The organism is Pseudomonas sp. P20 (assembly GCF_016463925.1).
GTDB lineage: Bacteria > Pseudomonadota > Gammaproteobacteria > Pseudomonadales > Pseudomonadaceae > Pseudomonas > Pseudomonas aeruginosa.
This window is the reverse complement of sequence record NZ_JAEMVM010000003.1, coordinates 284,380-300,127: the sequence shown is the minus strand read 5'-3', so window position 1 is coordinate 300,127 and position 15,748 is coordinate 284,380. Positions and strand designations below refer to the sequence as shown.

Sequence of the window (15,748 nt, the reverse complement as noted above, 5' to 3'; positions counted from 1 at the left end):
GCGCCTTCCAGGCACGGCGTATAACGCCCGGTCCGGCCTCAGAGCGCGCGGAATTTCTTGTGGCAGGCTTCGCAGGCGTCTTCCACCGCGGCGAAGTCCTTGCGCACGCCATCCGGGGTCGGCGTGGCCTGGCGGGTGTTGTCCTGGAGACGGTTCATCGCGTCGATGAAGACCTGGGTGGCGGCCTTGAACTCCTGCTGGCGCTGCCAGACCTCGTCCTTGGCGCGGGTGTCCTCGCCCTCCTTGCCGGCCTTGGGACTGGGGAAGTACTGCCAGGGCTGGTCGGCCAGTTGGTGCAACTTCGCCGATCCGGCACGGAACTTCTCCGCGTCGAAGGGCAGGCGTCCGCGGAGCATCCCGCCCATGTCCTCGCTGGTCCGTAGCATTTCCTTGAAGATCGCCTGGCGCTTGGCCTCGGGCGAATTGGGATCCATACGGTGACAGCCGCTCAGGGCGACGCCGGCCAGCAGCACGACGAGCAGGGACTTCAGCTTCATGGCAAGGCTCTTTTTTCAGGGTCGATCACGGAAGCGGCGGATTATCCGCCGCCACCGCCGATTGATCCAGAGCCGCGCGCCCGCACTGCGGCCATAGGCCGCAGCGGGCTGCTCAGGCGGAAACCACGAAGAACGCGGCGATGAGCAGCATGCCGACGAACCAGACCAGCGAGCGCAACGGCCCCCAGTCGGCGAGGTAGCAGATGACGTAGAGCAGGCGACTGGTGATCCAGGCAATGGCCAGGCTATCCAGGGTCGCCTGCGAAGCGTTGCCGACCAGATGGGCGATGATCACCGCCGCGGCGAACGCCGGGGTCACTTCGAAAGCGTTCAACTGGGCGTTGTTGGCACGCCGGCGAAAGCCTTCGAGCGAACCGAGGAACGCCCGCGGGTCGGCGTTGGCCCGACCGCCGTAGCCCTCCCCGCCGAACTTGGCGATGGAGGTACAGACGTAAGGCAGGAAGATCGCGATCAGCACGCACCAGAAAGCGATGGTCATGGCAGTTCCTTGTAGTTGTGGAACTGCAACTCAAGCTGGCGCCGCTCGTTCTGTAAAGGCACAGCCCCTTCAGAGCTTCATCAGCAGCATTCCGGCCAGCACCAGGCCGCACGCCAGCAGGCGTGGCAGTCCGAACGGCTCGTTGAGGAAACGCATGCCGAACAGCACCGCCAGCAGCACGCTGGTCTCGCGCAACGCTGCCGCTTCGGCGATCGACCCCAGCTGCATGGCCCACAGCACCAGGCCGTAGCTGGCCAGCACGCAGACCCCGACCGCCAGGCCGAGCTTCCACTCCAGCGCCCAGAAGCGGGCGAAGGCGCGGGTTCGCGCGCCAACGGCGATCAGCGGGAACGGCAGGCCGGAAAGCAGCGTCAGCCAGACCAGGTAGTCAAGCGCCAACGGCCAGCGCTTCAAGGCGTTGCCGTCGCTCCAGGTGTAGCCGCCGATGCACAGGCCGATCAGCAGCACCACCGGCAGGGTCCGCCAGGGCAGCCGCGAACCGCCGCCGCCCCAGAGCAGGCAAAGCATGCCGAAGGGGATCAACAGGATGCCGAGGATCTGCCGGCCGCTGAGCTGCTCGCCGCCGAACGCCAGGGTCAGGCCCAGCACCACCAGCGGCGACAGCCCGCGCATCAGCGGATAGACCAGGCCCAGGTCGCCGACCTTGTAGGCCTCGATCAACAGTACCCGGTAGAGCAGTTGCAGGACGGTGGCGCCGAGCAGCCAGGGCCAGACTTCGGCCGGCGGCAGGCTGACGAAGGGCAACAGCAGGATGGCGCAGAGCACGCCGACCACGTCCATGCAGGCGACCACCAGCAAGCGGTCGCTGCTGAACTTGACCAGGGTGTTCCAGGTGGCGTGGAGAACGGCGGCGCATAGCACCAGGCTGGTGGCTAGCATGACGGGCCTTATTGGTATAGACCAGGATAGTCTATCCCGGCGGAGGCTCCAAATGCTCGCCTCGTTGCGGCGTTTTTCCCTGAAAGCTCCTACGAAAGCGGAGAAACATGCAGCAGACATCGTTACGTCAAACGGCTTAATCTTCGGACAATCCTGATGGACTACCATCGGCCAGCGCCGCACAGTGCCGGCCCGGCCTCCCTTATCAACGACACAGGAATCCCTGCCTTGAGCGCTCTCCTCAAGCCCCTCGACAATCGCTTGTTCTGGCCCGCGGTCGCCATCGGCGGCCTGCTGATCCTCGCTTTCGTACTCTACCTCCAGCACGTGCGCGGCTTCGCGCCCTGCTCGCTATGCATCTTCATCCGCCTGGACGTGCTCGGCCTGGTGCTCGCCGGGATCGTCGGCAGCCTCGCCCCGCGTTCGCGGATCGCCGGCGGCATCGCCGCGCTGGGCATGCTCGCCGCTAGCCTGGGCGGGATCTACCACGCCTGGTCGCTGGTCGCGGAAGAGAAACTGGCTGCCCAGGGCATGGGCAGTTGCAAGATGTTCATGGGCTTCCCCGAATGGATACCGCTGGATACCTGGCTGCCGCAGGTCTTCCAGCCCGAGGGGCTGTGCGGCGAAGTGGTCTGGACCCTGCTCGGCCAGTCCATGGCGGTCTGGTCGCTGGCGCTGTTCGTGTTCTGCCTGCTGGTCCTGGCGGCCAAGCTGGCGTTCGGCCGCCGCACCGCCTGACAGAGCCGATATCCGTGCCGGCACAAGGAACGTGCTGGCCATTGGCTGGTCTACAATCGAGCTTTCTCAACCCGGATGAGTACCACCATGCCTCGATTCCTCAGAAATGCCCTCCTTCCCGTCCTCGCCCTGCTGCTCAGCGGCTGCGGCTACAACGCCATGCAGGCCGGCGACGAACAGGTGAAAGCCGCCTGGTCGGAAGTGCTCAACCAGTACCAGCGGCGCGCCGACCTGGTGCCCAACCTGGTCAGCACGGTGAAGGGCTATGCCTCCCATGAGGCGTCGGTCCTGACCCAGGTCACCGAGGCCCGGGCCAAGGTCGGCAGCGTGCAACTGAACGCCGACCAACTGGACGACGAGCAGGCCGTGCAGCGCTTCCAGAAGGCCCAGGGCGAACTGAGCTCGGCGCTTTCGCGCCTGCTGGTAGTCACCGAGAACTACCCGCAACTGAAGGCCGACGGCCTGTTCAAGGACCTGCTGACCCAACTGGAAGGCACCGAGAACCGCATCGCCGTCGCTCGCGGCCGCTACGTCAAGTCGGTACAGGAATACAACGTGCTGCTGCGCCAGTTCCCCGGCGTGATCACCGCCAAGCTGTTCGGCTACAAGCCCAAGGCGAACTTCAGCGTGGAAAACGAAGCGGCCATCTCCACCGCGCCGAAAGTCGATTTCGGCAACCCGCAACCGGCGCAGTAAGCCATGCGCCGGCTGCTACTGGGCGCCGGGCTGCTGCTCGCCAGCCTGGTCGCCTGGGCCGATGTGCCACCGATACCCGCGTTGACGGCGCGGGTCACCGACCTCACCGCGACCCTTTCCGGCGACCAGCGCCAGCACCTGGAGCAACAGCTCGCCGCCCTGGAAGCCAAGAGCGGCGCGCAGCTCGCGGTGCTGCTGGTCCCGACCACCGGCGACGATTCCATCGAGGAGTACGCGGTGCGTACCTTCGAGAAATGGAAGCTGGGCCAGAAGAAGGTCGACGACGGCGTCCTGCTGCTGGTGGCGAAGAACGACCGCACCCTGCGCATCGAGGTCGGCTACGGCCTGGAAGGGGCCATCACCGACGTCCAGGCCGGACGGATCATCAGCGAGCGGATCACGCCGCAGTTCCGCCAGGGCAACTTCTATGGCGGCATCCAGGCCGGCGTGGACAGCCTGGTGCAACTGATCGATGCCGAGAAGAACCCGGAAAGCGCTACCGCCAGCGCTCCCGTCGACGCCTTGCCGGCGGTTCCCGAGGCCACGCCGCCGCGGGCCCTGCCGGCACCGGTCGACGAGGGTGAGGTGTATGACAGCGCCCCGCCGGAGCCGAAGAAGAAGAGCGGCCTGAGCGGACAGCTCTGGGGCAATCCGGTCTACCTCGGTGTCTATGTGGCGGTCCTGCTCGCCGTGGCCCTGCTCGGACGCCTGCTGCCGTTGCAGTGGATGCGGCGGCGCAGCATCGGCCGCTTCCTGCTTTGCAGCGCGGCGGTCGCCGGCCTGGCCTGGCTGTTGAGCATGGGCCTGTGGCAGAACGTCGACCGCGCGGCGGACGACAGTCTCGGCGTACTGGCGCCGACCCTGTTCATCTACGCCCTGTTCCTGCTTCCCGGCGAAGTGCTGATGGCCATCCTCAGCGCCATCCTCAATAGTCGCGGCGGCGGTGGGGGAGGCGGCAGCGGCGGTGGCAGCATCTTCCGCGGTGGCGGCGGCTCCAGCGGCGGCGGCGGCGCCTCCGGACGCTGGTGACGAAAAGCCCGAGGCCTGTGCCTCGGGCTTTTTTCATCGGTCGGCGACGGTTCTCGCCGATGCCGGAAGTCTTCGCCGCTATCCGGCAAACGACCGGGTAACGCGCTTCGTCAGGCGTATACCCAGAGCACCCTGACCGGCGCCTGGCTGCGGTTGGCGTAGCGGCTGCGCATATGGCTGGGAATCTGGAAACCGTCGCCGGCCTGCAGGCGCAGCTCCTCGTCCTCCAGCCACAGGGTCAGCTCGCCTTCGAGCACGTAGCCGCCCTGCTCCGAGCTGTCCAGCAGGTCGCGCTCGCCGCTGTCGGCACCCGCTTCAAGGCAGGTTTCGAGCATGAAGAAGGCGCCGCCGAGACGCGGCGATACCAGGTTGTCGCTGGCGCCACGAGCGTAGGCCAGGGTCCGACGCTCGCCCGGGCGGGTCACCCAGGGCGAGGCCTGGATCTTCGGCGAGCAGAAGAAGTAGGTCGCCGGCACCCCGAGCACCTGGCTGATGGCGACCAGGTCGTCCACCGCCGGCCGCGAAAGGCCGCGCTCGACCTGGGAGACGAAGCCCACCGAACGGCGAATGCCGTCGGCCAGTGCCTGCAGGGTGATGCCCTTGCGCTTGCGCAATTCGCGCACCAGGCTGGCGATCTCCGCCAGGTCGTCGGCTACTTCGCTCATCTCGGCTCCGGGCCCTCTCAGAACAGGTCGCGCAAACGGTAATACGCTTTGCCCAGGGCTTCCAGCGGCGCGGCGAAGCGCTGGCCGCCGGGAAACTTCGGATTGCGCAGGCGCTGGTATAGCGCCAGGGTCTCGTCGTCGCCGAGCAGCGCGTCGCTGACCGCCCTGGCCGCCGCCAGACTCGGCAGCACGCCGTGGCCGGAGTAGCCTTGCAGCCAGTAGCGGTTGCCCTGCCGGCCGATGTCCGGGGTACGCCGCATGCTGCAGTCGATATGCCCGCCCCAGGCGTACTCCAGCGCCACCCCGCGCAACTGCGGGAACACCCTTTCGAGATAGGGCCGGGTGGCGGCGCGGATGTCGCTGGGCATGCCGCCCAGGTAGGTGCAGCCGCCGCCGAACAGCAGGCGGTGGTCCGGGGTCAGGCGGAAGTAGTCGAGGACGAACTGGTTGTCGGTCACGCAGCAGTTGCGCGGCAGCAACGACTTCGCCCGTTCCTCGCCGAGCGGCTCAGTGGCGACCTGATAGGTGCCCACCGGCAGCATCCGTTGCGACAGCTCGCTGTCCAGCCCGTCGATGTAGGCGTTGCAGGCCAGCACCAGCGCCGCGCAGCGGATCTCGCCGTGCTCGGTACGGACCCGGTAGCCGTCGCCCTCCTCGCGATAGTTCAGGGCCCGGGTCCGCTCGTGGATACGCCCGCCGGCGCGCTCGATGGCGGCGGCCAGGCCGAACGCCAGCTTGAGCGGATTCAGGTGTGCGGCGTGGGGATCGTAGAGACCGGCAAGGTAGCGCTCGCTGGCGATCCATTCGGGCAACTCGTCCTTCGCCACGAAGCGTAGCCCCTCGTAGCCCCAGCGACGGTTGGCCTCGGCCTGCCAGTCGTAGAGCAGGCCGACCCGGCGCGGCAGGATCGCCGTCCATAGGTGGCCGACCCGGTAGTCGCAGTCGAAGCCATGTCGCTGCGGCAACTCGCGCATCTCGCCGGCCGCCCAGAGCATGCCGTCCCAGAGACGGCGTGCGCCTTCGTAGCCGAGGTCGGCCTCCAGCGGCGGCAGGTCGCTGGACCAGCCGGGCAGCGCCTGCCCACCGTTGCGCCCGGAGGCCGCCCAGGCGATCCGGCTGGCTTCGATGACGCATACCTGGCGTCCGCCTTCGACCAGCCGCAGCGCCGTGTGCAAGCTGCTGAAACCGGCGCCGACCACCAGCACCTCGCAGTCGAGGTCACCCTCCAGGGCCTGGCGCGGCTGGATCAGTTCGGGATTGACGGCGGCGTAGTAAGTGCCGACATGCTCGTTGGATTGCAGGAACATCGCGACCTCCGTGAAATTATATTGGTTATTTTTCATGAAAAATAACACTTAAAATTTCACGACACCAGTCCCGAGCATTCGCAAACGGCCGGCAGGATGCCGTCGCGCACCAGCAGAGGCAGAGGGGCAAATATTCGAAAGGAGGCGGGAAGCCCCCCGCCAGAGCGAAACTGGCGAGGGGAACAGACGTGCGGACGGCGCGGCTCGCGCCGCGGAGAAAAGGTGCACGACCACGGGCGGGGGCATGCCGGGCGTGCTGCGCCAGTGTCGGCGCCGACGGGAGCGGGCGACAGGTACGAATGCACCAGCCGCCCTGGTGCATTCGTACCCTCTTCGTTTATTTGCGCCCGTTGCCGTTGCGCGGCTCCGGCGCGAATCCGCGTTCGCGTGCCCAGACGATGGCCTCGCCACGGCTGTGGACATCGAGCTTGGCGTAGATGGTCGCCACGTGGTTGCGCACGGTGTTCGGCGCCAGGCCCAGTTCCTTGGCGATCTCCTTGTCCGCCAGGCCCTGGCAGATAAGGTCGAACACCTCGCGCTCGCGCGCAGTCAGGTCGGCCAGTTCGGCGCCGGTGCCCGGCGCGTTGGCGCGGCGCACGTTGGCGAGCTTTTCGATCAGGGTGCGGCTGAACCAGGAAGCGTCCTGCATCACCGTCTCGATGGCGTGCACCAGCTCCATTTCGGTGCGCCGCCGGTCGCTGATGTCCAGCAAGGCCACCAGCACGCAGTCCTGCTCGTTGAGGCTCACCGCCTCGGCCGAGACCAGGCAGTCCAGGCCGTTGCGATCCTTGTGCTGCAGGCGCAGCTGGACGTTGCGCACGCTGCCGCTCTGCGCCAGCAGCTCGCCCAGGCGCTCGGCGCCGCCGTCCTGCCACAGCCCGCAGGCGACGGTGGACTCACCGAGCAGTTCCTCGGCCTGGTAGCCGAAGGTTTCGCTGAAGGCCTGGTTGATGTCCAGCACCTGCAGGTCGTCGCCGCACAGCACCAGGCTCGGCACCGGTGCCATGCGGAAGGCCTTGGCGAAGCGCTCCTCGCTCTTGCGCAGGGCCTCCTCGGCCTTCTTCCGCGGTTCGAGATCGGTGAAGGTGAAGAGCATGCAGGCCTCCTCGCCGACCTCTATCGGCTGCCCGGCGACCACCACGCACTTGCGTCCGCCCTCCGCCACCCGCAGGCTCGCCTCCATCTGCGGGATGGTCTCGCCGGCGCCCAGGCGCTCCACCGCCAGTTCGCGGCGCTCGGCCTGGTCGAGTACGTCCAGCTCGTACACCGAACGGCCGATCACCTGGTCGCGGGCATAGCCGGTCATTTCCAGGAAACCGACATTGACCTTCACGTAGCGGTAGTCGCTGAGCCGGCAGATCACCGCCGGCGCCGGGTTGGCATTGAAGGTCTTCTCGAAGCGCTGCTCGGCGCTGGCCCACTCGGTGGCGTCGTGGAGGATCAGCACCAGGCAGTCGGGCTTGTCCTCGGGGGTGGTCAGCACCAGCCCGCGCACGCGGTGCACCCAGCGGGTGTCCTCGTCGGCGGCGGGAAACACTTCCACCACCACGTCGCTGAAGCACTCGCCAGCCACCAGGCGCTCGGCCGGGTACTGCCCCTCCTGCAGCGGATGATTGTTGCGGTAGCGCAGGCGAAAGCGCTCGCGATACTCGCCGGTATCGGCGCCCAGGCCTTCCAGCGAATCGACGCCGTGCATCGCCAGGGCCGCCTCGTTGGCCCAGAGGATGCGCTGGTCCGGCTCGATCAGGATCACCCCTTCGGTAAGGCCGGCGATGATCTGCTGCAACTGGCGGCGGTCGGTCTGGGTACGCAGTACCTGGTCGTTCATGCTGTTCCTCTTGGATGGAGCGATTTTCCGGGGGCAGCAAGGATGCCCGCCCGCCCTGACCGCGCACGCGTGACGATTGCACTAGCGGTGCTAGTGCATTTGCATCGCGAAACGATAGCGGAGGCACCCCTACCCTGGCGATACAGGAAGCAATGTCCGGGCGGGAAGCCCAGACGCCGCGCCGGCCGGGAGGCTACGCCGCCCCTCGGTCCCGAGGTCGTCGACGCATCCACCCGACTCGCCCTGCACGAGAAGAAAGCCCCATCCCCTTGCATGAGCGATGCGATGAGCAAGAACAAGCACCCCGATCTCGGCGAGATCCAGCGCAGCCTGAACCAGGCGCTGGAAGGCTACGACTGCCAGTGCCGGATGCACTACGACGGCACCGTCAGTATCAATGTCGCCGCCCGAGAGCACGACGAAACCTTCACCTTCGTCGGCATCCAGCCCGGCGAGCTGGACAACCCCACCCGCCTGCACCTGTTCGCCGAAAGCCTGCGTCGCGACCTGGCACTACTGGAGCCCTGGTTGGGAAAGCACGCAGCCTAGAATAAAAAAAAGCGCCCCACAGGACCAAAACGACGTCCGGAGGCGCATGCGAGGACAGAGGAATCTTTCTGGCGATCAGGCCCGGCGTGCGATCTCCGCCGGCCGATGCGCCAGGTAATCGAGCAACAGGAACAGCACCGGCGCCACCTCGCGGCAATGCGCGACACCCTGGCGGATCCTCCCGGCGCTCTGCACCGCCCCTTCCCGTTGCAGGTCCTGCTGGCAGGCATCGAGCAGCGCCTCGATGCTCTCCGCGGTGCTTTCCAGGTGACATTGCAGGCCGATAGCCTGCTCGTTCCAGATGAAGCCCTGGTTGGCGCAGGCAGCCGAACCATAGAGCGGCACGCTGCCGGCTGGCAGGTCGAAGGTCTCGCCGTGCCAGTGGAACGCCATCAGCCGTTCCGGCAGGCGCTCGCCCAGCGGCGAGCCCAGCGCCTGGCTGTACCTGTGCAGCGGCCACCAGCCGATCTCCGCCTGGCGTCCCGGGCGTACCGCAGCCCCCAGCGCCTGGGCCAGCAGCTGCGCGCCGAGGCAGATGCCAAGGACCTTCTTGCCGGCATCCAGCGCCGCGCGGATCAAACGCTTCTCCGCCACCAGCCAGGGATATTGCGCTTCGTCGTGGACGCTCATCGGCCCGCCCATCACCACCAGCAGGTCGAAGCTGTCCAGCGCAGGCAGGTGGGCGTCGGCGTAGAGGTAGCAGACGTGCTCGTGCTTGCAGTGGCGGCCGATCCAGTCGCCGATCCGCGCGCTGCCTTCGAAGGGAACGTGTTGCAATACCAGGGCGCGCATCAGGCCACCTCCTCGTGTCGGTTGGCGACCCGGGCCAGGGCCCGTTCCAGTCGCCGCAGCATTTCGTCGACGTTGGCCCGGCTCACCGTCAGCGCCGGGGAAAAACGCAGGCAGTGCGGCTGCGGCGCGTTGATCAGCAGGCCTTCGCCGAACGCCGCGCGAACCACCGCCGGCGCGCGCTGGCCGATCAGCGGCAGCCCCCAGAACAGTCCCTGGCCGCGCAGCGGACCATGCCCATAGCGACGCGCGACACGGGCCAGGCCATCGCGCAGGTGGGTGCCCTGCTCGCGCACCTGCTCCAGGAAACCCGGCTCCAGCACGGTATTCAGTACCGCCAGCCCGGCAGCGGTCATCAACGCGTTGCCGTGGTGGGTGCCAAGCTGGTCGCCCGGTTCGAAGCAGCAGGCGTTGCCACGCGCCAGCAGCGCCGACAGCGGCACCCCGGCGCCGAGGCCCTTGCCGAGGGTAACGATGTCGGCGCGTACCCCGTACAGTTCCTCCGCCAGCAGCGCGCCGCAGCGGCCGATGCCGGTCTGCACCTCGTCGAGGATCAACAGGACGCCACGCTGTCGGCACAGCCGCTCGATGCCACGCAGGTAGTCGAGGGTCGCCGGGATCACCCCGGCATCGCCCTGCACCGGCTCCAGCATCACCGCCACCGTCTCTTCGTCGATGGCCGCGGCCATGGCGTCGAGGTCGTTGAACGGCACCCTGGCAAATCCCTCCAGGCCATGCTGCGCCGGCTTGCCACAAGCCGTCAGGGTGCCCGGGGTGCGTCCATGGATGCTGTTGACAGTGCTGACGATCCGTTGCGCGCCGCCGCGATGCAGGCGGCCCCACTTGCGCGCCAGGGCGATGGCCGCTTCGTTGGCCTCGGCGCCGCTGGTGAGGAAGTAGGCCTGGTCGCTGCCGGTCGCCAGGCACAGGCGCTGCGCCAATGCCAGCACCGGCCGGTTGAGCAGGCCGGGGCCGGCGCTGACCAGCTCCCGCGCCTGCCGGGCCAGGGCCTGGACCAGCACGCTGGGACTGTGGCCGAGGCAGTTCACCGCCAGGCCCTGGGTGAAGTCGAGGAAGGCGCGTCCGTCGCTGTCCCACAGCCACGAGCCCTGGCCACGGACGAACACCTGTTCGGGCCGTTCCTGGGTGCGCATCAGGCGCAGGCTATCCAGCGCATCAGCCATCTTTCAGTTCCTCGGTCATGTACTCCACCGCCAGCAAGCGCACGCCCTGCGGCCCCTGTTCCAGCAGCCGGCGGCTTTCCCGGCGCGTTTCGATGCGCAGTTCGAAGCCGTCGCCGGCGGGGAAGCGCTGGCGCATCAGCTCGCGCACCTCGGCAAAGCGCGCGGCGCTCACCGTCATGCTGGCCAACAGCCGGCCGGACTGGCTCAGGGTGATCAGGTAGTCGCTCAAGAGGCATGCTCCCGGTAATCCGACGGTCCGCGCAGGCGCGGCCCCCAGTCTTCCACCACGCCGCTGGACAGGCGTTTCGCCGCTGTCTTGCGCCAACGCTGGGATAGCGCGTCGCAGGCCATCATCTGGCGCAACCCGAGAGGCTCCAGGGGATCGCCGAAATACCACTGCAACAGGCGGGCGACGGTCAGTTCAGGGTAATGCCGCTGGACCAGCTTCAGCTCGTCCCCGGGAGTCACCATGCCGCTGCGCAGGACCCGATAGAACCAGCCGCAGCGGCCGCCGCTCTGCAATTCGTCGGGCAGCTCGGGAAGATTCCAGCGCTGGCCCTGGCGATAGCAGGGCGAACGCGGCTGGCTGACTTCCAGCAGGGCATCGCCCCAATGGAACTGGTCGCCGATGCAGACCTCGGCTTCGGTGATGCCGTAGGTCGAGATGTTCTCGCCGAACGCCGGCAGTTGCCAGCGGTTCAGCGGGTGGCGCTTGCGCCAGTAGCGGTAGTGCTCGGCGGGATAGTGATGAAGAGCGCGCTCGAGGCCGCCGTGGTGGCGGATGTCGGCCTGTTCGTCGCCGGGCAGGCCATCGTGGCCCAGCCAGAACTCCTGCTCGACCGGCAGCTTGTCGATCGCGCTGACCAATCCGCCCCAGGTTTCTTCGACTTTACCTATGAAAACACCGTTTACGACTATCTGCTCCATTGCTCCGCGACCACCCGATGTACCGCCAATGCAGCTAGACTAGTGCCTCACGCGGGACCCACTCCATTTCGATTTTCCAGTTTCATCGATAAGAACATCTTATGGATTTTCGCCAACTCCGCTATTTCGTCGCGCTCTACGAAGAAGGCCACGTCGGCCGCGCCGCCGAACGCCTGGCCCTGTCGCAACCGGCCCTCTCGCAGCAGATCCGCCAGTTGGAGCAGAACCTCGACGTCTCGCTGTTCCAGCGCAGCGGCAAGCGCCTGCTGCCGACCGTCGCCGCCCACACCCTGTACAACCATGCGGTACCGCTGCTGGAGGGATTGGAAAGGGCCCGCGAGGCGATGCGCGTATTCCGCGGGCAGACCCCGCGCAGCCTGGCGATCGGCGTGCTGCAGACGGTCAACGCCAGCCTGGTGCCGTACATGGTCGAACGCCTGCACGCCGCGCAGCCGCATCTGCGGGTGCAGATCTACGAACTGTCGGGAATCGACATCGAGCGGCGCCTGCTCACCGGCAACCTGGATATCGGCATCGGCTTCCTGCCGCCGCGCCAGCCGGGCTTGCACAGCGTCGAGCTGTACGAGGACGAATTGCAGCTGGTGATCCCCGAGGAACACCCGTTGAAGGAATTCAGGAAGGTGTCCCTGGCCCAGGCCGCGGAGTTGCCGATGCTGCTGCTCGGCGAAGAGTTCCGCGCGCGCCAGATCTGGCAGGAGCAACTCGCCGCGATCGGCCGGCGGCCGCGGGTGCAGGCGGAACTGAACCACATGAGCGGGATTCTCGACAGCCTGCCGCAGACCCGCTTCGCCACCGTTCTACCGGGCAAGGCACGGCAGATGCACTCGAACCAGCGGCTGCTGTGGAAACCGCTCAGCGAACCGCGCATCCCGCTGAAGGTCGGCCTGGTCTACCGCGACGCGCAGCGCCAGCACGCCAGCGTCGAGCTGTTGCGCTCGCTGCTGGAAGGCGTGGTCTGAGCGACGCGGTTTTTCGCGGGCAATAAAAAACCCCGCCTTTTGGGCGGGGTTTTGCAGACCTCTATCCTGACATCCGTGCTACGCCACCATCCATGGTGGATTCCCTTGGTTTCCGTATTGTCTTTGGCGCTTCCTGCGCAATGTCCTGACGGTTTGAAGATTACGCATCTCCGCGAGGGGGAGAAAGCAGCCAAAACCACCGCCGTTTGTAAGCCTTGGCTTACACGCTGTAATAGTTCCGCTCGCCGGACCGACGGCAGCGCCCACCCGCCGCGAGCTTGCCGTGCGTCAAGATGATCTGCGCCTGGCCCGCTACAGTGGCCAGTCCCCTCATCATCGCGAGCCTTCCCAGCATGGAATTCCAGCGCGTCCACCAGCAGTTGCTGCAAAGCCACCACCTGTTCGAACCGCTTTCTCCCGTCCAGCTCCAGGAACTGCTCGCCAGCAGCGACCTGGTCAACCTCGACAAGGGCGCCTACGTGTTCCGCCAGGGCGAGCCGGCGCACGCCTTCTACTACCTGATTTCCGGCTGCGTGAAGATCTACCGGCTGACCCCGGAAGGCCAGGAGAAGATTCTCGAAGTGACCAACGAACGCAACACCTTCGCCGAGGCGATGATGTTCATGGACACCCCGAACTACGTGGCCACCGCCCAGGCCGTGGTGCCCAGCCAGCTGTTCCGTTTCTCCAACAAGGCCTACCTGCGCCAGTTGCAGGACAACACCCCGTTGGCCCTGGCCCTGCTGGCCAAGCTCAGCACCCGCCTGCACCAGCGCATCGACGAGATCGAGACGCTTTCCCTGAAGAACGCCACCCACCGCGTGGTGCGCTACCTGCTGACCCTCGCCGCCCACGCGCCGGGGGAGAACTGCCGGGTGGAAATCCCGGTGGCCAAGCAACTGGTGGCCGGTCACCTGTCGATCCAGCCGGAAACCTTCTCGCGAATCATGCACCGCCTCGGCGACGAGGGCATCATCCGCCTCGACGGCCGCGAAATCAGCATCCTCGACCGCGAACACCTGGAGTGCTTCGAGTGAACAGCGCCGCCGCTTGATCGCGGTCAAGCGCGCCACGGCCCGTCCGCCGGCAAGCTGGCGGGGTCGAGCCCGCGAGAACGCCCATGCGCCAATGCCTGTATTGCCTCCATGAAACCGAAGGCGCGGAAAGCGCCTGCGAACAGTGCGGCATGCCGCTGCCCAGCGCTTCCCAGCGCCAGCTCCAGGGTCGCCGGCAGCGGCGCTTCGCCTGGTTCTGCGTCGGGCTGGCGCTGTTCTGCCTGGGCATGATGCTCTGGTTGCCGCGCGATGCTCCCTGAGGCATCTCAGCGGCGCAGGCGCCGATAGAGCTGGAGCAGGCGCTCGGGCAACTGCCCGGCGCGCTCGACCAGCGCGAAGCCGTCGGCGCCGAACAGGTAGGGCAGGTAGTCCGCCGCCTCCTTGTCGATGGTGATGCAGAAGGGCACCAGTCCCTGGCTGCGCGCCTCGATCACCGCCTGGCGGGTGTCCTCGATGCCGTAGCGGCCCTCGTAGCGGTCCAGGTCGTTGGGCTTGCCGTCGCTCAACAGCAACAGCAGGCGACGCTTCTGCGGCTGCCCGCCGAGCACCTGGCTGGCCCGGCGGATCGCCGCGCCCATCCGCGTGTAGTAGCCCGGCGAGAGCGCCAGCACGCGACCGCGGACCTCGCCGCCGTAGCCTTCGTCGAAGTCCTTCAGCACCTGCCAGCGCACCTGCTGCCGGCGCACCGAGGAAAACCCGTACAGCGCGAAGGGGTCGCCCAGTGCCTGCAACGCCTCGCCGAACAGCAGCAGGCTGTCGACGATGCTGTCGATCACTCGCCGCTGGTCGTCGAGGTAGGCTTCGGTGGACATCGACAGGTCCGCCAGCAACAGGCAGGCGAGGTCGCGCCGGCGCGGCCGCTGTTCGAGGAACAGGCCTGGCTGGGTGGAACCGCCGCGGCGCCGCTCGACCTGGAAGTCGAGCCAGGCATCGAGGTCGATCTCGTCGCCTTGCGGCTGCTGGCGCAGGCGTTGGCGGCCGTCGCGCAGGCAGGCGAACTGGCGGCGCAGATGCAGCGCGGTCTTCTCCAGGTGCGCCGGCAGGCTGGCGCTGGTCGCGCCGCGCGGCCGCATCGGTTGCAGCAGCACGTGGTCGCTCAGCAGGCGCTGCTGCCGATAGTCCCACTCGGGCAGCTTCAGCCCGGGGCCGAGCGGCAGGTCATCGTAGTCGGCGGCCGGCAGGTCGAGATCCAGGCGCAGGCCGCCGCCCTTCTGCGTGCGCTGGCGCGACAGCGACAGGTAGTCGAGGTCTTCGGCGACGCGCGCGCCGTCCGGGTCGTCCTCGTCGTCGCTACAGCGGTCCAGGGCCAGGTGCTCCGACCAACTGAGCAGGCTTTCCAGGCGGAACAGCAGCAGGTTGCGCTCGCTGTCGCGCTCCTCGACGCGCTCGGCGCGCTTGCGCGCTCCGCTGCGGGCGACCTGGCGCTTGCCGGCGCCGGCGGCCGCTTCCTCGCCGTCCTCCGGGCTGGCGGAAGGCGTCCAGCGCTCGCCGGGATACAGCCACAGCGGCACCGGCCAGGGCGCCCGCTCGACTCGCGGGAAGCGCTCGACGCTGCCCGGCTCGGCAAGCGCGCGGCGCAGGGCGATTTCCAGTTCGGCGTCTGCCGCCGGGCAATCGTCCAGCGACGGGCGCTGGCGCAGATGCGCGGCGACCAGCCGGGCGTAGCGCGGGCGTAGCGCCGGATAGGCATCGAGCAACTGCCGCGCCCAGCGCTGGTTGTCCTGGGCCCAGTGCCGCAGCGGCCCGGCGCTGGCCGCCAGCAGCGCCAGCCAGCGATACAGTTCACGGTTCAGCTCGGCCTGCGGATAGACCGCGAGGGATTCCGGCAGGCGCAGGCTGTCGCCGTTGAACCAGGACACCGGGGCCTGCTCGCAGGTCCCGGCGACCCGCTGCAACCAGGTGCGGCGTAGCAGCAGGCGGCGCGCCGGGGTCGCCTCGAGGGCTACCCCCGGTGCGCCGCCGAGCGCCCGGAAGAGCATGCCGAGCGGACGCCGCATGCTCTCCAGGGTCACCCGCGCCGCCTCGAACTCGCCGCTGGCATGGCGGGTGATGAAGCGGTGCCAGTGGGCGCCGACCCATTCCTCCAGCTCGACGGCGAAGGCCAT

At 67.7% G+C, this 15,748-nt stretch carries 18 protein-coding genes; 7 read left to right on the top strand and 11 right to left on the bottom strand.

Going from position 1 to position 15,748, the window contains the following annotated elements; genetic code table 11:
- Window positions 1-38: 38 nt before the first annotated feature.
- The 3 genes from JHD77_RS05595 to JHD77_RS05585 form a co-directional block, all read right to left on the bottom strand.
- Entirely contained in the window at window positions 39-497 is a 459-nt protein-coding gene (locus JHD77_RS05595) for a c-type cytochrome (protein ID WP_003101587.1), read from the bottom strand.
- A 112-nt stretch (window positions 498-609) separates the two neighbouring features.
- The gene (locus JHD77_RS05590) at window positions 610-996 is read right to left on the bottom strand and encodes an MAPEG family protein (RefSeq protein ID WP_003101585.1); all 387 of its coding nucleotides are present in this window, start codon (window positions 994-996) and stop codon (window positions 610-612) included.
- Window positions 997-1,065: 69 nt separating this feature from the next.
- On the bottom strand, window positions 1,066-1,896 hold the full coding sequence (locus JHD77_RS05585; RefSeq protein ID WP_003101583.1) for a DMT family transporter: 831 nt from the start codon (window positions 1,894-1,896) through the stop codon (window positions 1,066-1,068).
- Window positions 1,897-2,124: 228 nt separating this feature from the next.
- Here JHD77_RS05585 and JHD77_RS05580 point away from each other — a divergent pair, with 228 nt between their 5' ends.
- The 3 genes from JHD77_RS05580 to JHD77_RS05570 all read left to right on the top strand — a co-directional run bounded on the left by JHD77_RS05580 (window position 2,125) and on the right by JHD77_RS05570 (window position 4,359).
- The gene (locus tag JHD77_RS05580; protein ID WP_003113232.1) at window positions 2,125-2,634 is read left to right on the top strand and encodes a disulfide bond formation protein B; all 510 of its coding nucleotides are present in this window, start codon (window positions 2,125-2,127) and stop codon (window positions 2,632-2,634) included.
- Window positions 2,635-2,721: 87 nt separating this feature from the next.
- On the top strand, window positions 2,722-3,330 hold the full coding sequence (locus tag JHD77_RS05575; protein WP_003084923.1) for a LemA family protein: 609 nt from the start codon (window positions 2,722-2,724) through the stop codon (window positions 3,328-3,330).
- 3 nt (window positions 3,331-3,333) lie between these two features.
- On the top strand, window positions 3,334-4,359 hold the full coding sequence (locus tag JHD77_RS05570; protein ID WP_003142752.1) for a TPM domain-containing protein: 1,026 nt from the start codon (window positions 3,334-3,336) through the stop codon (window positions 4,357-4,359).
- Window positions 4,360-4,469: 110 nt separating this feature from the next.
- On the opposite strand, the gene JHD77_RS05565 is transcribed toward JHD77_RS05570, so the two are convergent.
- From JHD77_RS05565 to JHD77_RS05555, 3 genes are all read right to left on the bottom strand, one after another.
- Complete coding sequence (locus JHD77_RS05565) at window positions 4,470-5,024, bottom strand: helix-turn-helix domain-containing protein (protein ID WP_003101576.1); 555 nt, start codon at window positions 5,022-5,024, stop codon at window positions 4,470-4,472.
- Window positions 5,025-5,041: 17 nt separating this feature from the next.
- Window positions 5,042-6,331 (bottom strand): NAD(P)/FAD-dependent oxidoreductase, encoded by a 1,290-nt coding sequence (locus JHD77_RS05560; RefSeq protein WP_196994109.1) that lies wholly within the window; start codon window positions 6,329-6,331, stop codon window positions 5,042-5,044.
- A gap of 337 nt (window positions 6,332-6,668) precedes the next feature.
- Entirely contained in the window at window positions 6,669-8,159 is a 1,491-nt protein-coding gene (locus JHD77_RS05555; protein WP_003121801.1) for a helix-turn-helix transcriptional regulator, read from the bottom strand.
- A 285-nt stretch (window positions 8,160-8,444) separates the two neighbouring features.
- Here JHD77_RS05555 and JHD77_RS05550 point away from each other — a divergent pair, with 285 nt between their 5' ends.
- Window positions 8,445-8,708, top strand: coding sequence for a hypothetical protein (locus JHD77_RS05550; protein ID WP_003084903.1), 264 nt, complete (start codon window positions 8,445-8,447; stop codon window positions 8,706-8,708).
- 75 nt (window positions 8,709-8,783) lie between these two features.
- Here JHD77_RS05550 and JHD77_RS05545 read toward each other — a convergent pair whose 3' ends face one another.
- The 4 genes from JHD77_RS05545 to JHD77_RS05530 are packed head-to-tail and all read right to left on the bottom strand — an operon-like array spanning window position 8,784 to window position 11,608.
- A complete protein-coding gene (locus JHD77_RS05545; protein ID WP_196994108.1) occupies window positions 8,784-9,500 on the bottom strand; it encodes a type 1 glutamine amidotransferase in 717 nt (238 codons plus the stop codon).
- Window positions 9,500-10,681: an aspartate aminotransferase family protein gene (locus JHD77_RS05540; protein WP_003117940.1), complete on the bottom strand. Its 1,182-nt coding sequence runs from the start codon at window positions 10,679-10,681 to the stop codon at window positions 9,500-9,502. Before JHD77_RS05540 ends, JHD77_RS05545 begins: the two co-directional genes overlap by 1 nt.
- Window positions 10,674-10,910, bottom strand: a complete 237-nt coding sequence (locus JHD77_RS05535; protein ID WP_003101561.1) for a hypothetical protein — start codon at window positions 10,908-10,910, stop codon at window positions 10,674-10,676. The genes JHD77_RS05540 and JHD77_RS05535 overlap by 8 nt, the downstream gene beginning before the upstream one ends.
- The gene (locus JHD77_RS05530) at window positions 10,907-11,608 is read right to left on the bottom strand and encodes an MOSC domain-containing protein (protein ID WP_003084895.1); all 702 of its coding nucleotides are present in this window, start codon (window positions 11,606-11,608) and stop codon (window positions 10,907-10,909) included. Before JHD77_RS05530 ends, JHD77_RS05535 begins: the two co-directional genes overlap by 4 nt.
- 101 nt (window positions 11,609-11,709) lie before the next feature.
- Between JHD77_RS05530 and JHD77_RS05525 the strand changes: the two genes are divergently transcribed.
- The 3 genes from JHD77_RS05525 (at window position 11,710) to JHD77_RS05515 (ending at window position 13,903) form a co-directional block, all read left to right on the top strand.
- Window positions 11,710-12,588, top strand: coding sequence for a LysR family transcriptional regulator (locus JHD77_RS05525; RefSeq protein ID WP_003084893.1), 879 nt, complete (start codon window positions 11,710-11,712; stop codon window positions 12,586-12,588).
- 353 nt (window positions 12,589-12,941) lie between these two features.
- Window positions 12,942-13,625, top strand: a complete 684-nt coding sequence (dnr, locus tag JHD77_RS05520) for a transcriptional regulator Dnr (RefSeq protein ID WP_128570717.1) — start codon at window positions 12,942-12,944, stop codon at window positions 13,623-13,625.
- 83 nt (window positions 13,626-13,708) lie between these two features.
- Window positions 13,709-13,903: a hypothetical protein gene (locus JHD77_RS05515; protein WP_003101553.1), complete on the top strand. Its 195-nt coding sequence runs from the start codon at window positions 13,709-13,711 to the stop codon at window positions 13,901-13,903.
- A gap of 6 nt (window positions 13,904-13,909) precedes the next feature.
- On the opposite strand, the gene JHD77_RS05510 is transcribed toward JHD77_RS05515, so the two are convergent.
- Window positions 13,910-15,748 (bottom strand): nitric oxide reductase activation protein NorD, encoded by a 1,839-nt coding sequence (locus JHD77_RS05510; protein WP_014602419.1) that lies wholly within the window; start codon window positions 15,746-15,748, stop codon window positions 13,910-13,912.